This window comes from Enterobacter sp. 18A13 (assembly GCF_007035975.1).
In the GTDB taxonomy this organism is placed as follows: Bacteria; Pseudomonadota; Gammaproteobacteria; order Enterobacterales; family Enterobacteriaceae; genus Enterobacter; species Enterobacter vonholyi.
In genome coordinates this window covers 1-17,656 of record NZ_AP019635.1, presented here as the reverse complement: position 1 = coordinate 17,656, position 17,656 = coordinate 1, and the positions used below count along the sequence as shown (strand labels likewise).

General features: G+C 52.4%; 12 protein-coding genes and 8 pseudogenes. 12 read left to right on the top strand and 8 right to left on the bottom strand.

Features of this window, described 5'->3' with window-relative positions:
* Positions 1–85: 85 nt before the first annotated feature.
* Both FOY93_RS22580 and FOY93_RS22575 read left to right on the top strand, forming a co-directional pair.
* Positions 86–1,034 (top strand): annotated as a pseudogene (locus FOY93_RS22580) (IS30 family transposase).
* A gap of 190 nt (positions 1,035–1,224) precedes the next feature.
* Positions 1,225–2,319, top strand: coding sequence for an L-dopachrome tautomerase-related protein (locus FOY93_RS22575; protein ID WP_172621943.1), 1,095 nt, complete (start codon positions 1,225–1,227; stop codon positions 2,317–2,319).
* A gap of 160 nt (positions 2,320–2,479) precedes the next feature.
* On the opposite strand, the pseudogene FOY93_RS24150 reads toward FOY93_RS22575, so the two are convergent.
* Positions 2,480–3,719 (bottom strand): annotated as a pseudogene (locus FOY93_RS24150) (IS91 family transposase).
* 204 nt (positions 3,720–3,923) lie between these two features.
* Positions 3,924–4,466 (bottom strand): NAD(P)H-dependent oxidoreductase, encoded by a 543-nt coding sequence (locus FOY93_RS22565; protein WP_143345768.1) that lies wholly within the window; start codon positions 4,464–4,466, stop codon positions 3,924–3,926.
* Positions 4,467–4,731: 265 nt separating this feature from the next.
* On the opposite strand from FOY93_RS22565, the pseudogene istA reads away from it, so the two are divergent.
* The 5 genes and pseudogenes from istA to FOY93_RS22540 form a co-directional block, all read left to right on the top strand.
* Positions 4,732–5,832, top strand: a pseudogene (istA, locus tag FOY93_RS22560) (IS21 family transposase); the annotation flags it as partial.
* A 93-nt stretch (positions 5,833–5,925) separates the two neighbouring features.
* On the top strand, positions 5,926–6,306 hold the full coding sequence (tnpA, locus tag FOY93_RS22555) for an IS66-like element accessory protein TnpA (RefSeq protein WP_073001090.1): 381 nt from the start codon (positions 5,926–5,928) through the stop codon (positions 6,304–6,306).
* Positions 6,303–6,650, top strand: a complete 348-nt coding sequence (gene tnpB, locus FOY93_RS22550; RefSeq protein WP_073001021.1) for an IS66 family insertion sequence element accessory protein TnpB — start codon at positions 6,303–6,305, stop codon at positions 6,648–6,650. The genes tnpA and tnpB overlap by 4 nt, the downstream gene beginning before the upstream one ends.
* A 49-nt stretch (positions 6,651–6,699) precedes the next feature.
* Positions 6,700–8,238, top strand: a pseudogene (tnpC, locus tag FOY93_RS22545) (IS66 family transposase).
* A gap of 98 nt (positions 8,239–8,336) precedes the next feature.
* Positions 8,337–8,798, top strand: a pseudogene (locus FOY93_RS22540) (IS3 family transposase); the annotation flags it as partial.
* A 691-nt stretch (positions 8,799–9,489) separates the two neighbouring features.
* Here the strand turns inward: FOY93_RS22540 and FOY93_RS22530 are convergent.
* On the bottom strand, positions 9,490–9,699 hold the full coding sequence (locus tag FOY93_RS22530) for a YdgH/BhsA/McbA-like domain containing protein (RefSeq protein WP_172621942.1): 210 nt from the start codon (positions 9,697–9,699) through the stop codon (positions 9,490–9,492).
* Between the two features lie 612 nt (positions 9,700–10,311).
* Here FOY93_RS22530 and FOY93_RS22520 point away from each other — a divergent pair.
* The 4 genes and pseudogenes from FOY93_RS22520 to FOY93_RS22505 all read left to right on the top strand — a co-directional run.
* The gene (locus FOY93_RS22520) at positions 10,312–10,815 is read left to right on the top strand and encodes a hypothetical protein (RefSeq protein ID WP_232057405.1); all 504 of its coding nucleotides are present in this window, start codon (positions 10,312–10,314) and stop codon (positions 10,813–10,815) included.
* A gap of 8 nt (positions 10,816–10,823) precedes the next feature.
* Positions 10,824–12,051 (top strand): annotated as a pseudogene (locus FOY93_RS24145) (IS91 family transposase).
* Positions 12,052–12,545: 494 nt separating this feature from the next.
* Positions 12,546–14,165, top strand: coding sequence for an MCR-10 family phosphoethanolamine--lipid A transferase (locus FOY93_RS22510; protein WP_143345760.1), 1,620 nt, complete (start codon positions 12,546–12,548; stop codon positions 14,163–14,165).
* Positions 14,162–14,504, top strand: a pseudogene (locus tag FOY93_RS22505) (Rpn family recombination-promoting nuclease/putative transposase); the annotation flags it as partial. The gene FOY93_RS22510 and the pseudogene FOY93_RS22505, both read left to right, overlap by 4 nt.
* Positions 14,505–14,583: 79 nt before the next feature.
* On the opposite strand, the gene FOY93_RS22500 reads toward FOY93_RS22505, so the two are convergent.
* The 4 genes from FOY93_RS22500 to tap all read right to left on the bottom strand — a co-directional run bounded on the left by FOY93_RS22500 (position 14,584) and on the right by tap (position 17,060).
* On the bottom strand, positions 14,584–15,165 hold the full coding sequence (locus FOY93_RS22500; RefSeq protein WP_143345758.1) for a DUF2913 family protein: 582 nt from the start codon (positions 15,163–15,165) through the stop codon (positions 14,584–14,586).
* A 52-nt stretch (positions 15,166–15,217) separates the two neighbouring features.
* The gene (locus FOY93_RS24200; RefSeq protein ID WP_490338434.1) at positions 15,218–15,442 is read right to left on the bottom strand and encodes a hypothetical protein; all 225 of its coding nucleotides are present in this window, start codon (positions 15,440–15,442) and stop codon (positions 15,218–15,220) included.
* A gap of 684 nt (positions 15,443–16,126) precedes the next feature.
* Positions 16,127–17,002 carry an incFII family plasmid replication initiator RepA gene (gene repA / locus FOY93_RS22495; protein WP_143345756.1) on the bottom strand — a complete coding sequence of 292 codons (876 nt, stop codon included), beginning with the start codon at positions 17,000–17,002 and terminating at the stop codon, positions 16,127–16,129.
* Positions 16,983–17,060: a RepA leader peptide Tap gene (gene tap, locus FOY93_RS22490; protein ID WP_020323529.1), complete on the bottom strand. Its 78-nt coding sequence runs from the start codon at positions 17,058–17,060 to the stop codon at positions 16,983–16,985. The genes repA and tap overlap by 20 nt, the downstream gene beginning before the upstream one ends.
* 78 nt (positions 17,061–17,138) lie before the next feature.
* On the opposite strand from tap, the pseudogene FOY93_RS23970 reads away from it, so the two are divergent.
* Positions 17,139–17,242, top strand: a pseudogene (locus FOY93_RS23970) (replication protein RepA).
* 35 nt (positions 17,243–17,277) lie between these two features.
* Here FOY93_RS23970 and FOY93_RS22480 read toward each other — a convergent pair.
* Positions 17,278–17,556 (bottom strand): replication regulatory protein RepA, encoded by a 279-nt coding sequence (locus tag FOY93_RS22480; protein WP_123061079.1) that lies wholly within the window; start codon positions 17,554–17,556, stop codon positions 17,278–17,280.
* Positions 17,557–17,656: the final 100 nt, after the last annotated feature.

The window sequence follows — 17,656 nt, the reverse complement described above, 5'->3', positions numbered from 1 at the left end:
AAGTGCAACGCTCGGTCATGATGGTGAGGAGAGAGTTAGCTGCTGATAAGCTATCCCTCTTCCGTCCAAAGATGAGCGAGTAACCATGAAGTATCAGCAGCTAACCGAGGGGCAACGATACCAGATTGCCCTGCTTTATAAAGAGAATTGTAGTTATTGGGAAATTGGCCAGCGAGTGGGCGTCAGTAAGTCTACCGTCTCCCGTGAACTCAGACGTAATGCCACTCCTGATGGGTATACGCCGGGTGATGCTCAGCGCCTGAGTGAACAGCGGCGTATGGTGGCGGCGAAGCGGTCAGTAAGCCAGAGCACGATTGATTTTGTTGAATTTGCTCTGGAGTGGAAGTGGAGTCCTGAGCAGATAAGCACGGTAGCAAAGGTTATTGGCCTGTCGGTCAGTCACGAGTGGATTTACCAGTATGTGATAGCAGATAAGAACCGTGGTGGTAAGCTTTACACCCATCTGCGGCAGGGGGAAACGTCGCTACCGCAAGGGTTACGGTCAGAAACGGGGCCGCATCCCGGATGCAGTATCGATAGAGCTACGACCCGCTATCGTTGATGAGCGAACCCGTCTGGGGGACTGGGAAGCGGACCTTGTGTTGGGTAGACAGGGAACCGGTGCAATCGTGACGCTGGCAGAACGTAAGAGCCGAATTTATCTGACGAAAAAGGTCTTTTCGAAGGATGCGGTGGAGGTCAGTAACGCGATAATCGCGTTGCTTAGCGATTACCGGGATGCCTGCCACACAATCACCTTCGATAACGGACTGGAGTTCAGTGAGCACAAAGCGATAGCGAAAGCACTGGAAGCGGAGTGCTACTTCGCCCATCCCTACGCCTCGCATGAGCGAGGGCTGAATGAGAACACAAATGGTCTGTTACGGCAGTTTATCCGTAAGGGAACAGACCTTAGGACAGCGTCAGAAGAGGACTTACGGCGCTACCAGAACACACTGAACAGCAGGCCACGCAAGTGTTTGGGGTTCAGGCAACCTTCGGTGGTGTTTGCAGAGCTAAGAAAGGCGGCTTAGCGTTGCACTTCGGACTTGAATTCGCCCTTAGCAGAATGAAAACCCAAAGCTTAAATTAATTCACGGAATCTCACTTCTGTTGAAGTTAATCATTGATTATATAATAAAAACCCTGCAATTAATTTTTGTGATTTACATCTTAACAAGAATAGCAATATCACTATTCTTTACATAATTCATGGAGAATGAAATGAATAAAAAAAACATAACGTTCGCATCATTATCTTTTTTGATATTTAATTCAACAGTATCACACGCAGGAAAAGATATTAAAAAAGGCGAGCTGGAAGTTGTTGCCTCTTTGGATATCAGACCAGGGAATGTTACCGTGTCTGACGATGGACGTGTGTTTGCCACGATACATCCTTTTGATCGCCCCTCACGCTGGCGTCTGATTGAGATCACAGGTAAAACAAGCTGGAAAGCATGGCCTGATGATTCATGGCAAAAAAATGAAAATCAAACTTCATCCCATCAAATTGATACTCCGATAGGCATTACGCGAGATGCACAAAATCGCTTATGGTTGGTAGATATGGGGTTAAACTCAGGGAAAACACGAATTCTCAGCTTTGATATTAATACTGGCAAACATCTCATGACAATTGAACTAGATGACTCTGTCGCTCCGCAGGGCAGTTTTATTCAGGATCTGGTAGTCGATGCTCACGCTGGGTGGATTTATCTGGCTGATATCAGTAATCCAGGATTGATTACTGTCAATATACACAGTAAAATATCCAGCCGATTTTCCGGACACCCGTCATTACAAAGTGAACAATCAGCTGTTATGCATATTGATGGCCAGAATATCCTGTTTAATGGTAAGCCTGCATCAGTTGCTGTAAATCCGATAACGCTAACCGCTGATGGTAAAACTTTATTTTTTGGGGCAATGAATGGCACTACATGGTATGGAATTGATACTGAATACCTTCAGAAGGCTGATGATAAAGTTATTGCTCAACATATTCGGAATGTAGGTAAAAAACCAGTTTCAGATGGAGCAGCTATTTCATCTCAGGGTAGACACTACTTTACTAACCTGAATAACAACGGTGTTGATATGATGGATAACGAAGGGAAACTTATCCCTCTCGTGCGGTCAGCTCTGATTGACTGGCCTGACAGTATTCAGTTCGGCGATAAACAATGGCTTTATATTTCGGCTAACCAACTACATCGTACAGCTATGTTCACAGGTAATGCCGATAAAGGAGAAGCACCATATCGTATTCTTCGTGTATGGACAGATGATACACAACCATACACATCCAATAAGTGAGTGATCTTGATGGTTAGGAGACTGGAAAAGCGTTTTAAAAATATCCTGACCATGAACATAGTCTTTTGGAGCGCAGTGATGGCGGCTGGTAGTGACGCTAATGGCGATAAAATTCGGTTTTCGGTGCCTTTTTAACCTGAAACCCATTTTTCAGGCGCACTTATCCTGCAGTCTGCGCCAGAAGCCATCGTTTCCTGTCGATGCCGTGCAGCCTTTCTGCCACCAGTTCGGTGGCGTGCCTGCCGGCCTCTGCGCCGCTGAAGCGCAGCCGGTTGCCGCACAGAAGGCATTTGTACGGATCCGTGCGCAGAAATTCCTTCATCAGCGCGGCGAAGCCCGGCTGCTCCGGTTTTTCCCGCGTCTCCATCTCCAGGGCTTCATACACTTTTGGCAGCAGCTCGCCCCGTTTACGATTTGACAAAAAACCGTAGTAACGCACCATCTTAAAATGCTTCTCCGGGATATGACTGATATAGCGCCCGCTCATCTCTTCCTGAGTCAGCGTCTGTTTCCGGTGCTGCTGCGTCCGGTGGTCGTAATAGTGGTGCACCACGGCGCCGCCGCTGTAGTGCCTGAGCTTTGCCGCCGACACCGGCGGTCGCTTCAGGTACCGGCCGAGGTATTTGACGCTCCGCCAGGCACCCCGGGTCTTCTTCGCAAAGTGGATGGGCAAAGTGGACCTTCCAGCGGCGCCCGTACTGCGCCTGCAGGTAGCGCTGCCACTGCTTTTTATCGCGGATATGCCCCAGCCCGGGCAGGCTGCCGGGATTAATCAGGTCATAGCTGTGGCGCAGCAGGTGGATGACCGCCCCGCGCCAGATTTCCTCTACAGGCTGCTTCTTAAAGAAGAGGTCGCGCCATACGCTGTGTTTTATATCCAGCCCGCCGCGGGTGACGGACAGATGAATGTGCGGGTGCTGGTTGAGCTGGCGGCCACAGGTGTGCAGGGCGCAGAAGATGCCGACCTCCACGCCCTGTTTGCGGGCCCACCGTAACATGGCCCGTGTGGCGGCCTGAAAGAGCTGATTGAGCAGTGGCCAGTTGTTGTTAAAAAACGGCCACAGCAGGTGGGGCATGGTAAAGGTGATGTGCTGCCAGTCGCAGTCGGGGAGGATGTGGCTCTGCTGCGCCACCCACAGCTCCGTGGCTTTGAAGCCGCAGGAGCTGCAGGCCTTTGACTTACAGCTCTGGCAGAAAAAGCGGGAGTGGGTGCAGTCGGCCAATGCGCAGCAGTAACGGCGAACGCCCATGGCAGCGGTGCCGCAGGCGAGCATGCGCTCGACGCAGAGACGGGTCCACGGGGTCAGGCTATCGCCGAACTTATTGATGAACAAATTCCAGCCGTCATCGACGGTGAAGAGGAGTTTTGCAGGGCGAGGAATATATATGCCGCAGAGTATAAAGCCGGGTTCGGGACATGCAAGCCATCGGAACCGCGAAGCGGTGACGCTCGCCCTGCAAGGGCGCTACTGTTCAGCTTGCAGGTACGAACGAAGCAGCCTGGTGGCTGCAAATCGTAATCGGTTAGAATGGCGTCAATTATCGCTCCCCTAACCGAAGGTCAGCCCTTTTCTGCCCGTTCCACTGAGCGTCAGACCCAGAATTTATTGGCCAATTGACCGGATGAACTCAACATACTCATTGGGTGTTTCTGTCGGCTTAAATTGATCGGCATGAATGACGTATGGATCAATAAAACGCATTTTGCAGGTTCTCGCCGTTTGCACGAAAGGTACCATGAAGTCGTAAAACCAATGCATGTTGTAGCCATCTGGGCCATAGGAGCTTTTAGAGCCACCCGTTGTCGGAGCGAGCAACAGCGACTTACAAGCAAGAGCATAATCTTTACCTTCCACGCCTCCATGATGTGCCCAACCGTTTAGTAAGATGTCATCAATCCACTGCTTCAATAAGCTTGGAGTGGAATACCAATAGAAAGGAAATTGCAAAACGATGGTATTTGCCGTAAGCAACTTTTGGCGATCTTCTTCTAGCTTATCATCAGGCAGACCATTATAGGTTGCATGGCGGTAGCGCTCATAAAGATCAAGAACTTCAATGTTCTTCTCGTTGGAAAGCTTTTTCACCAGACTTTTATTTAAAATAGATTCTTCGAGATTGGGATGTGCAACGACAACAATGATCATTTATCGAGATGCCTTAGAGATAAAAGTTAATTTATATTATGATAACTGTACTGGGGAAAGCTTTCTAGGGTTTGCGTATTTTCATGAGCGGAGATCACCCAATAACATCCATCGAGATCGGGTAATAACATTTGAGCAGATCGCTGAATAACATCGATGGAGATCACTTTTGACTCATTTTGTTATTCGGTGATCTCCATCAATGTTATTGGAACTTCACAGGTGTGTTGATCTGTATCTTTTGCCATTCCGGTGAAGGATACCTATGCCGACAGCTCCAATCTATATGAGAAAACTAAAGGAAATACTTAGACTTAAATATGGTGCCGGACTCAGCCATCGTCAGATTGGCCGTAGTCTCGCGATCTCCCCCTCTGTCGTATCCCGGTATGCCAACCGGGCGGCTCAGCTTGGTATAAAGCAGTGGCCGTTGCCTGCAGAATGGGATGATGCAGCTCTAAAGCATGCGTTCCTTCAGACGCAGGTGAAGATGAAGAAGCATTCCTTGCCAGACTGGGCTACGGTGCACAAAGAGCTGCGTAATAAATGCGTGACGCTGCAACTGCTCTGGGAAGAGTATAGTGAGCGCAACCCTGGCGGTTTTTACAGTTATAACCATTACTGCCGGATGTACCGCGAATGGCTGAAAACCACTTCGCCATCGATGCGCCAGGTCCATAAAGCTGGCGAAAAGCTCTTCGTTGACGACTGTGGGCCAACCGTTGACATTACCAACCCTGATACCGGGGAAATAAGAACCGCGCAGATCATCGTGACCGTTCTCGGGGCGTCAAGTTACACATGGGCAGAGGCCACCTGGTCCCAGCAGCTTGAGGACTGGGTTATGAGCCATGTTCGCTGCTTCCAGTGGCTTGGCGGTGTTCCTGAGCTTGTTGTTCCGGATAATCTGAAAAGCGCCACGTCACGGGCGTGTAAGTATGATCCTGACGTCAACCCAACCTACCAGCAGATGCTTGAGCACTACAATGTTGCCGTCATACCCGCGCGGCCGCGTAAACCGAAAGATAAAGCCAAAGCTGAAGTAGGTGTCCAGGTTGTTGAACGCTGGATCATGGCCCGTATCAGGCATGAGACCTTCTACAGTCTGGCATCACTGAATCAGCGGATCCGGGAACTGCTGGAAAGGCTGAATAACAAGGTCATGCAGAAACTGGGATGTTCGCGGGCCGATCTCTTCATCCAGCTTGATAAACCGGAGCTGAAGCCACTTCCTGAGGCCAGTTACAGCTACACCCTGGTGAAAAAAGTCAGAGTCCATGCAGATTACCACGTAGAGATCGACAAACATTATTACTCGGTGCCCTGTTCGTTGCTGGGCTTACAGCTGGAAGCATGGGCCTCGGGTGGTAAGCGTACAGCGTGAACCGTCTGGTCATAATCTGAAGCATCCGACAAAGTGGTGTCCACCAAATAAGTAGTGGGAACCAAAGTGTCAGATATGCAGAAAAATATGACTCCCGGCAGGCGTAAAGGCTGCCCTAATTATTCTCCTGAGTTTAAACAGCAGCTCGTTGCTGCCTCCTGCGAACCCGGGATATCCATCTCAAAGCTGGCGCTTCAAAATGGCATTAACGCCAATCTGTTGTTCAAATGGCGTCAACAATGGCGTGAGGGAAAGCTGCTATTACCTTCTTCAGAGAGTCCTCAGCTACTTCCTGTGACTCTCGATGCAGCTGCCGTACAGTCAGAGCCACTCGCAGAGGACCCGGAAACCCTCAGTATCAGCTGTGAGGTAACGTTCCGGCACGGAACGCTCCGCCTCAACGGTACTGTCAGCGAAAAGCTCCTGACCGTGCTGATACAGGAGCTCAAACGGTGATCCCGTTACCAACAGGCACCAAAATTTGGCTGGTTGCCGGTATCACCGACATGCGTAACGGCTTCAATGGCCTCGCCGCAAAGGTGCAGATGACGCTGAAAGACGATCCGATGTCCGGGCATGTCTTCATCTTCCGGGGCCGAAGCGGCAGTCAGATCAAACTGCTGTGGTCTACCGGTGACGGGCTGTGCCTGCTGACCAAACGGCTGGAGCGCGGGCGCTTCGCCTGGCCGTCAGCTCGCGATGGCAAAGTGTTCCTGACACCGGCGCAGCTGGCAATGCTTATGGAAGGTATCGACTGGAGACAGCCAAAGCGGCTGCTGACATCCCTGACCATGCTGTAGGCCTCTTTATCCTGGTTGTCGCAGAATAAGCCTGGTAAAATACGGGCCTATGAATGACACCTCTTCTGACGATATCCTTCTGCTAAAACAGCGCCTGGCCGAACAGGAAGCGTTGATCCACGCCCTTCAGGAAAAGCTGAGCAACCGGGAGCGTGAAATAGACCATCTGCAGGCGCAGCTGGATAAACTCCGCCGAATGAACTTCGGCAGTCGTTCCGAAAAGGTATCCCGCCGTATCGCACAGATGGAAGCTGACTTGAACCGGCTTCAGAAAGAAAGCGATACGCTGACGGGGCGGGTGGATGATCCGGCCGTGCAGCGCCCGCTGCGTCAGACCCGCACCCGTAGACCGTTCCCCGAATCACTTCCCCGCGATGAAAAACGGCTATTACCCGCAGACCCCTGCTGCCCGGAGTGTGGTGGCTTGCTGAGTTATCTGGGTGAGGATGCCGCCGAACAGCTGGAGATGATGCGCAGTGCCTTCCGGGTTATCCGGACTGTACGCGAAAAACACGCCTGTACTCAGTGCGATGCCATTGTGCAGGCCCCCGCGCCTTCGCGGCCCATCGAACGGGGTATAGCAGGACCGGGGTTGCTGGCCCGCGTACTAACCTCTAAGTATGCAGAGCACACCCCGCTGTATCGCCAGTCTGAAATATACGGCCGCCAGGGTGTGGAGCTGAGTCGCTCACTGCTATCGGGCTGGGTGGATGCATGTTGCCGGCTGCTGTCACCGCTGGAAGAGGCACTTCGGAACTATGTGCTGACTGACGGCAAGCTCCACGCCGATGACACGCCCGTCCCGGTGCTGTTGCCGGGCAATAAGAAGACGAAGACCGGGCGGTTGTGGACGTATGTTCGTGATGACCGCAATGCCGGGTCAGAGCTGGCACCTGCCGCGTGGTTCGCTTACAGCCCGGACAGAAAAGGCATCCATCCGCAGACCCATCTTGCCGGCTTCAGCGGTGTGTTGCAGGCAGATGCGTACGCCGGGTTCAACGAGCTGTACCGCAATGGCCGGATAACGGAAGCCGCCTGCTGGGCTCATGCCCGCCGAAAGATCCACGATGTGCACATCCGCACCCCGTCAGCCCTGACGGAAGAAGCCCTGAGGCAGATCGGTCAGTTGTACGCCATAGAGGCGGATATAAGGGGAATGCCGTCAGAGCAGCGGCTTGCTGAACGTCAGCGAAAAACGAAACCGCTGTTGAGATCCCTGGAAAGCTGGTTGCGTGAAAAGATGAAGACTCTGTCGCGACACTCAGAACTGACAAAAGCGTTCGCGTACGCACTTAACCAGTGGCCGGCACTGACGTACTATGCGGACGATGGCTGGGCCGAAGCAGACAACAACATCGCTGAAAATGCCCTGCGGACGGTCAGTCTGGGTCGTAAAAACTTCCTGTTCTTCGGCTCTGACCATGGTGGTGAGCGGGGAGCGCTGCTGTACAGCCTGATCTGAACGTGCAAACTGAACGGCGTGGAGCCAGAAAGCTACCTCCGTTATGTCCTTGACGTCATTGCTGACTGGCCGATAAACCGGGTCAGCGAACTACTCCCCTGGCGCGTCGCACTGCCAACTGAATAACACATCCCCGTCAATACGGTTCTCGCTGGACGCTTACCTCGGGTGAGCTGGTCAGGCTGTTCAATCAGGGGCAGGAAGTTGCAGTACATCCCCGCAATCGCAACTACGGCTATGTGGCGTTCATCATCGACGTGTTCGCCGGAGCCATCGTGGGCTGGCGGGTGTCGTCATCGATGGAAACCACGTTCGTGCTGGATGCGCTGGAGCAGGCGCTGTGGGCCCGCCGGCCATCAGGCACCATCCATCACAGCGACAAAGGTTCACAGTACGTGTCGCTGGCATACACACAGCGGTTGCAGGAGGCGGAGCTTCTGGCTTCAACGGGAAGTACGGGTGACTCTTATGATAACGCGATGGCCGAAAGCATCAACGGCCTGTACAAAGCGGAGGTGATAAACAGACAAAGCTGGAAAAGCCGTGCAGAGGTTGAGCTGGCGACGCTGGCGTGGGTGGACTGGTACAACAATCGCCGGTTGCTGGAAAGGCTGGGGCATATCCCACCGGCAGAAGCCGAACAGGCATATTATGCTTCCATCGGGAATAAGGATCTGGCAGCCTGAGTTCCCAACCAAAATACTCTCCCGGAAAACCGGGGCGGTTCAACTTATTTGGTGGACACCACTTTGTCGGATGCTTCAGATTATGACCAGACGGTTTACGCTGTACGCTTACAAATGTGGATGACTTAAAGCGAGACATCATTGGTTATATTGATTTCAATAAACAATTGAAGATAAAGGAAAAAATGGTGAACTCAGCCCGGTGCAATATCGATTAAGTCAGGCCGCATAAGTTGTCCAAGATCTGGGGCGCAGTTCAATTTGGTGTCCACTATCCTCTCAGGAATTTCAGGATCTGCCAGACGGTATTGAAATGATGCTTACTATTCGCGCTCACATACTCAGAGATTTACAAGCAGCGGTTAAAGCAAGAAAAGCAGCCGAACAGATTTTAAAATCAAAGCTTAGCTAGCCGAAGTCATGATTTTTAAAGTTCCAAAAAGATCCTTACTTAAAAAATCACCCCAGCACTTCGGATAAATACAAATATTTATATTTAAAATTTCCTTTGTAATTAATAATATACAAGGAAAGACTCAAACATAGAGACATTAAAAAAAGGGCTCCAACAACAGGCAGCCCTAAAACGTCACTCAAGGAAAAAGGAGGTAATATTCTTGTATAAATCAGCACATGATACCTGAATCGCAATGGATAAATAAAAACATTTCCATTTCAATCGTTTACATAGCTACTCTCCTAGAATAGCGGTCATGTGCACTCTATTACCAGTAGAAGCAGAAATAATTTTGTATGACGTTTGTGCTTCTTTTGCTTTAGCAGCAATTTTTGCTTCTGCACTGTCAAGAGTGTCAGCTGTTACGCTGACAGTCTGCGCCATACCAGAGAATGAAACAACAGAGAGAAGACTAGCTGCTGCGAGAAGTTTAATATTTTCCATAGTGATAATCCTAATAAAGTTAATGTTCATCATAAGAGCATACTGCTCATTTCCTGTTGATGACCATTAAAAACCCTTCAGCTACTATAGGGTCAACACTTTTAATTGTATTCTTTTGTATAGCGTTGACTGTCTTGACTGAACCGTACCGGTTTTGTGGGAGAGAGTTAATTCCGGGAACTCAGGCTGCCAGATCTTTTTCCCTGATGGAAGCATAATAGGCTTTTCCTGCTTCAGCAGGCAGGATGTGCCGGGAGCGTACAGCATCTGAATGGTGTTGAACCCCCTGACGGGTCGAGTCAGTGAACAGTAGCGCCCTTGCAGGGCGAGCGTCACCGCTTCGCGGTTCCGATGGCTTGCATGTCCCGAACCCGGCTTTATACTCTGCGGCATGTATATTCCTCGCCCTGCAAAACTCCTCTTCACCGTCGATGACGGCTGGAATTTGTTCATCAATAAGTTCGGCGATAGCCTGACCCCGTGGACCCGTCTTTGCGTGAACGTAGCGCCCTTAGAGGGCGAGCGTCACGGCTCTGCCGTTCCGATGGTGTTCATGCCCGGCTCACGGCTTTATACTCTGCGGTATGTTAATACCCGAAGGATATCTCCAGCATGCCGCGCAACAAATCTCCGAAAAAACGTAAACAGCACAAACCCGGAAAACCCGGCAGGTCTCCTGCTGACGGGCGTATCCCGTACCGACGCTACCCCAAACGTTTCATGGTCTCCGCGCCTCCTGAGCACGGCCATGAGACCCCGCATGAGTTCTTTTATGACAGTCCCGAAGAAGCCATACAGCACTGCGTCCGCCTTGGGCCTCAGTTTTTTCTCGACACGCTGAACTATCCGCCCCTGGTCACGGTTATCCGGGGTTTTGAGCAGCATCCCGGTGATGCTGAGAGGGCCGGATACGACTGTACCGATGGCGCAATGACTGAAAGCATGCCCGTGGATCAGTTCATGACCTGTACAGAGCTGGGGATAATGCCGGTGTCCTTCGACCCATGGGACAAATCCACCGACAACTGGGCTGACAGACCCGACGAACTCGACTGCGACTGCGACTGCGGGCAGTATGTCGATTTTAGTTTCACCGGCAAGATACCCGGCCTGTAATACCCCGGATGTATATCCCGCGTCCCGCAAAACTCCTCTTCACCGTCGATGACGGCTGGAACAGGTACCTCGGTTCAAATGGCGACAGCGTCAGCCTCTGGACCCGTCTCTGCGTTGAGCGCATGCTCGCCTGCGGGACCACTGAGATGGGTGTTCGTCGTTTTTGCTGTTCGTCACCCGGTTGCACCCACTCCCGCTTTTTCTGCCAGAGCTGCAAGTCAAAGGCCTGCAGTTCCTGCGGATTCAAAGCCACGGAGCAGTGGGTGGCGCAGCAGAGCCACATCCTCCCCGACTGCGACTGGCAGCACATCACCTTTACCATGCCCCACCTGCTGTGGCCGTTTTTTAACAACAACTGGCCACTGCTCAATCAGCTCTTTCAGGCCGCCACACGGGCCATGTTACGGTGGGCCCGCAAACAGGGCGTGGAGGTCGGCATCTTCTGCGCCCTGCACACCTGTGGCCGCCAGCTCAACCAGCACCCGCACATTCATCTGTCCGTCACCCGCGGCGGGCTGGATATAAAACACAGCGTATGGCGCGACCTCTTCTTTAAGAAGCAGCCTGTAGAGGAAATCTGGCGCGGGGCGGTCATCCACCTGCTGCGCCACAGCTATGACCTGATTAATCCCGGCAGCCTGCCCGGGCTGGGGCATATCCGCGATAAAAAGCAGTGGCAGCGCTACCTGCAGGCGCAGTACGGGCGCCGCTGGAAGGTCCACTTTGCCCATCCACTTTGCGAAGAAGACCCGGGGTGCCTGGCGGAGCGTCAAATACCTCGGCCGGTACCTGAAGCGACCGCCGGTGTCGGCGACGAAGCTGAGGCACTACAGCGGTGGTGCCGTGGTGCACCACTATTACGACCACCGGACGCAGCAGCACCGGAAACAGACGCTGACTCAGGAAGAGATGAGCGGGCGCTATATCAGTCATATCCCGGAGAAGCATTTTAAGATGGTGCGTTACTACGGTTTTTTGTCAAATCGTAAACGGGGCGAGCTGCTGCCAAAAGTGTATGAAGCCCTGGAGATGGAGACGCGGGAAAAACCGGAGCAGCCGGGCTTCGCCGTGCTGATGAAGGAATTTTTGCGCACGGATCCGTACAAATGCCTTCTGTGCGGCAACCGGCTGCGCTTCAGCAGTGCACAGGCAGGGAGACATACGACCGAATTAGTGGCAGAAAGGCTGCATGACATAGACAGAAAACGATGGCTTCTGGCGCAGGCTGCAGGATAAGTGCGTCTGAAATATGGGTTACGGGTTAAAAACACGTCAAAAACAGCATTTTATGACTATAACGTTCCCGATGGCGCATCATTACTGCATTGTTGACACTGCTGTTCATGGTCAGGAAATTTTCAAAACGATGATTCATTTTCCTAACCATGAACCTCACGCGCGTCTTTCATCAGGGCCCGAATCGATGACGATTCATCATGGCCGTTTATAGTACCGCAGTCTCTCCCCTTTATTTTTACTGAAAAGCAGACAGAAACCGTAAACGCCGGCGTTGACATGCCGGGGAAGCCCTTATAGTACAATAATTTTCGATATCCAAACTGACCCCTGATATATCAAAACTCAGGCCTGATACCAGAGATAACTCACTGATTAGGTAATATTCATTAAAAAATAGTTTCGCTTAGTGACCTCCGGGTCTGATAACCTGTTGCCCTTTTCTGGTGCAACCTGTGATCCCGGGCGGGGACATATTATTGACGGAGATCGTAATGCCCGTACTTTTAAGGATGAGGGTAATCCCCCTGGTTTTACTTCTGGCACTCGTTTTTGCATTCTTACTTAACTGGCCGGTGTTGCTGCATTTTTACGATATCCTGAGCCGCCTTGAACATGTGAGGGCGGGATTTGTCATTTCCATTCCGTTTGTGCTGGTTGCAGCGCTTAACTTTGTTTTTATGCCTTTCTCGGTTCGCTACCTGCTGAAACCCTTCTTTGCCCTGTTGCTTGTCACCGGTTCGGTGGTGAGTTACGCCACACTGAAATATAAAGTGATGTTTGATCAGTCCATGATCGAGAATATTATGGAAACAACCCCACAGGAAGCGCATTCCTACCTGAATGCCTCACTGGTGCTGTGGCTGGTCTTTATGGGCATTCTCCCGGCTATTCTGTTGTTTTTGATTAAAATTGAATATGCAGACAAATGGTACAAAGGTCTTGCCCACCGGCTGCTTTCCATGCTTGCTTCGCTGGCCCTGATTGCAGGTGTTGCCGCCCTGTATTACCAGGATTATGCCTCTGTCGGGCGTAATAACCCGACGCTGAACAAAGAAATTATCCCGGCAAACTATGCGTACAGCACTTTCCATTACGTGAAGGATACCTATTTTACGACGAAAATGCCTTTCCGGACGCTGGGGGATGATGCGAAGCGCGTTACCCGGAATGGTAAACCCACGCTGATGTTCCTGGTGATTGGCGAAACAGCACGGAGCCAGAATTTTTCCATGAACGGCTACCCGCGTGACACTAACGCCTTTACCAGCAAAATCGATGGCGTTATTTCGTTCAGGAATATGCGTTCCTGCGGCACGGCGACCGCAGTCTCCGTGCCCTGTATGTTCTCGGATATGAACCGTACGGATTACGATGGTAAAAAGGCTGTCGGCAGTGAAAATGTCCTCGACATTGTGCAGAAAACGGGGGGTTCGCTGTTGTGGAAAGAAAACGATGGCGGGTGTAAAGGCGTATGCAGCCGTATCCCGACTGTCGAAATTAATCCCGGTATCAGCAAAACATTGTGTGACGGTAAAACCTGCTATGACGATGTTATGCTGGAAAACCTGGATACCGAAATCGGCAAAATGACCGGAGACAAGCTGATCGCCTTCCATATGATTGGCAGCCATGGACCGACTTATTACCAGCGTTATCCGGCAGAGCATCGTCACTTCATGCCGGAATGTGCGCGCAGCGATATCGAAAACTGCACGCAGGAACAGCTGGTTAATACCTACGACAATACCATTCGCCACACCGACTATGTGTTAGCGCAGATGATTGAAAAGCTTAAGCAATACAGCGAACAGTACAACACCGTACTGCTGTATGTGTCCGATCACGGCGAATCTCTGGGAGAGAGCGGACTGTATCTGCACGGTACCCCCTACAAACTGGCACCGGATCAGCAGACGCATATCCCGATGCAGCTCTGGATGTCGCCAGGCTTCATAGCTGATAAAAATATTAACGCCGCGTGTCTGCAGCATAATGCCGTTAACAAGACATATTCCCACGATAACCTGTTCGCGTCCGTACTGGGGCTCTGGGACATCACCACCGGGGCCTATCTTCCGGGCAGCGACCTGTTCCGGGAATGTCGTGGATAGCGCCCATCTTGCTGGCCAGATATCTGTCTTCATCGCAGGTCATATCGCTGGTACACTCTATAGTGCAGGCAGGCGAAACATCCGACGCCGAAGCCTTTGTACGCGAACTGGCACAGCGTGCCGTAACACGGAGACGCACTTATGACCATCGCACAACAGCTCGAACAGAAGGGTATTGAGAAAGACATCTAGCTGGGTGAACAACGAGGTATTGAAAAAGGCGAGCGCGAAGCCACCCTTAAAATTGCACGAACCATGCTCCAGAACGGCCTTGAACGCAATACAGTCATGAAAATGACCGGTCTGACCGAAGACGACCTGGCGCAGATCCGCCACTAATCCTTTCCTGAGACTCCCTGTCAGGCGGTCAGTGATGGCAATGACAGGGGTTGCATTCACGCGGCCCGTTCTTTGCTGTTCAGCCAGCGCTGATGGTCACCAGCTGCCAGTGATCGTCGTTGCTGACCGCCTCCCAGCCACAGGTTTTCAGCAGCGCATTCAGCCCGTCAGCCTGGCCACCAATTCTTACGGGAACCGGGATAACCTGCTTCCCGTCATCATTAAAACCGATTTCCAGCGCGCTTTTCAGCAGAGAGATGCTGTTAACCGACGCCGCTGGCTGAATCTGACGCCGGCCGCACCACTCACTGTCGCTGAGGACGTGATACACCCAGTCATACTGTTTTGCCAGCTCCATCGCATACGTCAGGCGAAAGAGGTCATTCTGTTCTGACAGTTCGCCGGTACAGCTGCGCCAGAGATAGTCCAGCTTGTGGCGCATCCGAGCCCGGATACCGAGGGTGCGGGCCTGGTTGAGGAGCCAGTCGATATCAGTGGCGACGTCACGGGAAAACCGGCGCTGTTTTTTTGCCTGCGCGAGCCAGCGGGCAAGAAACAGATTTTCCTGCGACTCTGATACCACCACGCGGTCTTCCCGGGCGGTCAGCAGGGCAATGAGGGCGCACCATGCCAGATGGCCAGATTGTTCAGTCAGCGACACGGTTATCTCCGGGTATCATATACCGGGGCAGTATAGCATATCCTGATGATAGTTAATGATATTTAACGGTACCCGTCACGGGATGCCGCAACGCGGCATGGAGGCGCCAGCGTGCGTTGAATATGGCACTGTAAGTGAGTGGCGCCGTAGCCCGGCGCAGCCGGTTACGTGGTGACAGGCTCCACCAGTCTGCCCCTTCCCCCTGCCGGAAAAAACCCGCTGAAAGCGATACAGAAGCCTGTGTGCGCCATCGGAGTGATTCCGGCGTAGCCGGAATGTATCTCCGCGTTAGCGGGCCGTGAGGGCCGCTTACGGGCGTGTACTACTAACTTCCAGCTGCACCACTCACAGCAACACAAAAGTCTAGTTACAACATCCATCACTAAAAGCGATGTCATCCCCGGCCTCCGGCCGGGGGCGGCGGCGCTTTTCAGGGGTGGGTCCCGGGGCAGGTGGTGCCGCTGTGCACGGTCTGCCGCTCTCATTGTTTTGTATGTTGTAACTATGCGCGCGCGACAGCGCCCGCTGCAACGCGGCGGGACCAACCTTTGTTGTTTCCGAACCGGCGCAGACGTGAGTCCGCTGCAGGGGCGGGCATTCTCCTGAGCCTGTCCACAGGGCAGGCGACGAACAGGTTATTTATTTATAAGAAGTAATCTTATTTATTTAAAAGAAGTACAGAGCTGGTTTTTAAAGGAAACCACGCACTTTGAAAATACGTCGGCTGGCGCTCTGTAAGCTGTACGGTTGTAACCTTACGGAAAGGTCCCTTGCAGTTAAATGTGAATAAATGGATTCAGCGACCGCAGCGGGCTTCAGTGGGCAGATTTACGGCCGTTCTGATGGCCGGATGACGGGGATGCCGGTGCAGCTGGCCACCGTTCCGCTCAGAAAATGAGCGCCGGCGGGCTGCAGGCGTGGGAAATCCTCCGGCGTCAGCCGGATTTTTCATGAAGGGGGGTTATATGGGGACGGAGGCCAGTCGCGTGTAGTTGTTCCCGCGCGACATCAGCATGCGCTCCTTCACGCGCCGCTCAAGCTCGCGCTTCATGGCGTCCAGCCCGCCGGTAAAGCGGCCGGTGGCGTACTCGCGCGTCAGCTGCTGTTTCACCAGGGTGACAATGTCCTGACGGGTTCTGCCCGCGTCGCGGCGCGCGCGGGCGCGCTTCAGCCCGTGCGACTTACGCTCGGTCTGGTAAACACGGAAACGTTCGCGCACAAAACGCCAGGCCTTCGCTATCAGCTCGTCCATCCCCAGCGGCTGGAGGCGCTGTTTTTTACGCTGCTGATTTTCCCATTCCACGCGGCTGCGGCGCGCGGCCACCACGGCCACGTCTGAGACGTCCAGCGCCGAGAACAGCGCCGGCGTGAAGGTGATATCGGTCGGGATATTGCACCCAATCTGCGGGTCATATTCGGTCTGGTAGGTAATCAGACCCAGCTCCGCCATAAACCTGAGCGCCCGCGTGGCGCGGGTGATGGAGAGGTTCCCGCTCTTTGACTCCGTCGCCAGCCCGCACTCGATGGCCAGATTGGTGATGGAGCGCTGGACGCGGTTGGCCAGCGGGTCGTAGTGGAAGCAAAGCCCCTGCAGCAGCGCATCGATGGCACGACGGCGCAGCACCGGCGGCATGCGGTGACGCTTACCCAGCGAGCGCACGAACGCCACGTGGACGGAAAAATCAAAACGGGACGTGAAGCCTTCGGCTTTCGCCATCAGCTTACGACAGAACGGCAGCGTCTTCTTTCCTTCGCGCGGCGTGAATGCCGGATGCGGGTTTCTGACCTGCCGGTAATGGGAGAACAGGGTCTGAGCGTCAGTCACACCTTCCCGCACTTATGTTGCACGGAAGGAGCAAATGGCACAGAAACAGGTATTGAACTTTTCTGAGCATAAAACTATACTCCCTGCATAGAGCAACAGCTTCTATACAGTTTAAGTAGGCCCCGTTAATCTTACCGTCCCGCCAAGAATGGATGAGATTATCGGGGTTTTTGCTTTTCTGGCTCCGGGTAGACACCTCATCAGAACCAGTTCCCTGCCACCTTACGGCGTGGCCAGCCAAGAATTCGTTAAAACGATCAGTAATCTAGCACCCAACGAGAAAACGATCAAGAATGTGAAGTCTTTACATCCAGAACACCACGTTCAGAAAGTTCACGTTCGAGTAAGGTCTCAATAAACTGCGCTTGAGTGAGTCCTTCCTCTTCACAGATCGTAATCATCCAGTCTTTAAGAGGATTTTTAACAAAAACCTTCACTTCTTTATGTGTTTCACGTTTACGCGCAATCGCGGCAAGCTGTCTTTCACTTGCCGACATCGGCTTACCTTTTCGGTAAGAACGCTTTTCTTTCGATGAGGAAGTTACTGCATTTTCAGCCTGCGACATCTCTGCCCCCTCAAGGATCAAACAAGGATCGTTTCGCAGAGGATACTACAGATTCCTGAAATCAGCGACTTACTTTATGAACGTAACCCGCGTTGGCGCA

Excerpts from the sequence above, each read along its gene's own strand:
- FOY93_RS22575 (WP_172621943.1), top strand. The coding sequence starts at position 1,225 with ATGAATAAAAAAAACATAACGTTCGCATCATTATCTTTTTTGATATTT.
- FOY93_RS22565 (WP_143345768.1), bottom strand. The coding sequence starts at position 4,466 with ATGATCATTGTTGTCGTTGCACATCCCAATCTCGAAGAATCTATTTTA.
- tnpA (WP_073001090.1), top strand. The coding sequence starts at position 5,926 with ATGCAGAAAAATATGACTCCCGGCAGGCGTAAAGGCTGCCCTAATTAT.
- FOY93_RS22530 (WP_172621942.1), bottom strand. The coding sequence starts at position 9,699 with ATGGAAAATATTAAACTTCTCGCAGCAGCTAGTCTTCTCTCTGTTGTT.
- FOY93_RS22520 (WP_232057405.1), top strand. The coding sequence starts at position 10,312 with ATGCCGCGCAACAAATCTCCGAAAAAACGTAAACAGCACAAACCCGGA.
- FOY93_RS22510 (WP_143345760.1), top strand. The coding sequence starts at position 12,546 with ATGCCCGTACTTTTAAGGATGAGGGTAATCCCCCTGGTTTTACTTCTG.
- tap (WP_020323529.1), bottom strand. The coding sequence starts at position 17,060 with ATGCTCAGAAAAGTTCAATACCTGTTTCTGTGCCATTTGCTCCTTCCG.
- FOY93_RS22480 (WP_123061079.1), bottom strand. The coding sequence starts at position 17,556 with ATGTCGCAGGCTGAAAATGCAGTAACTTCCTCATCGAAAGAAAAGCGT.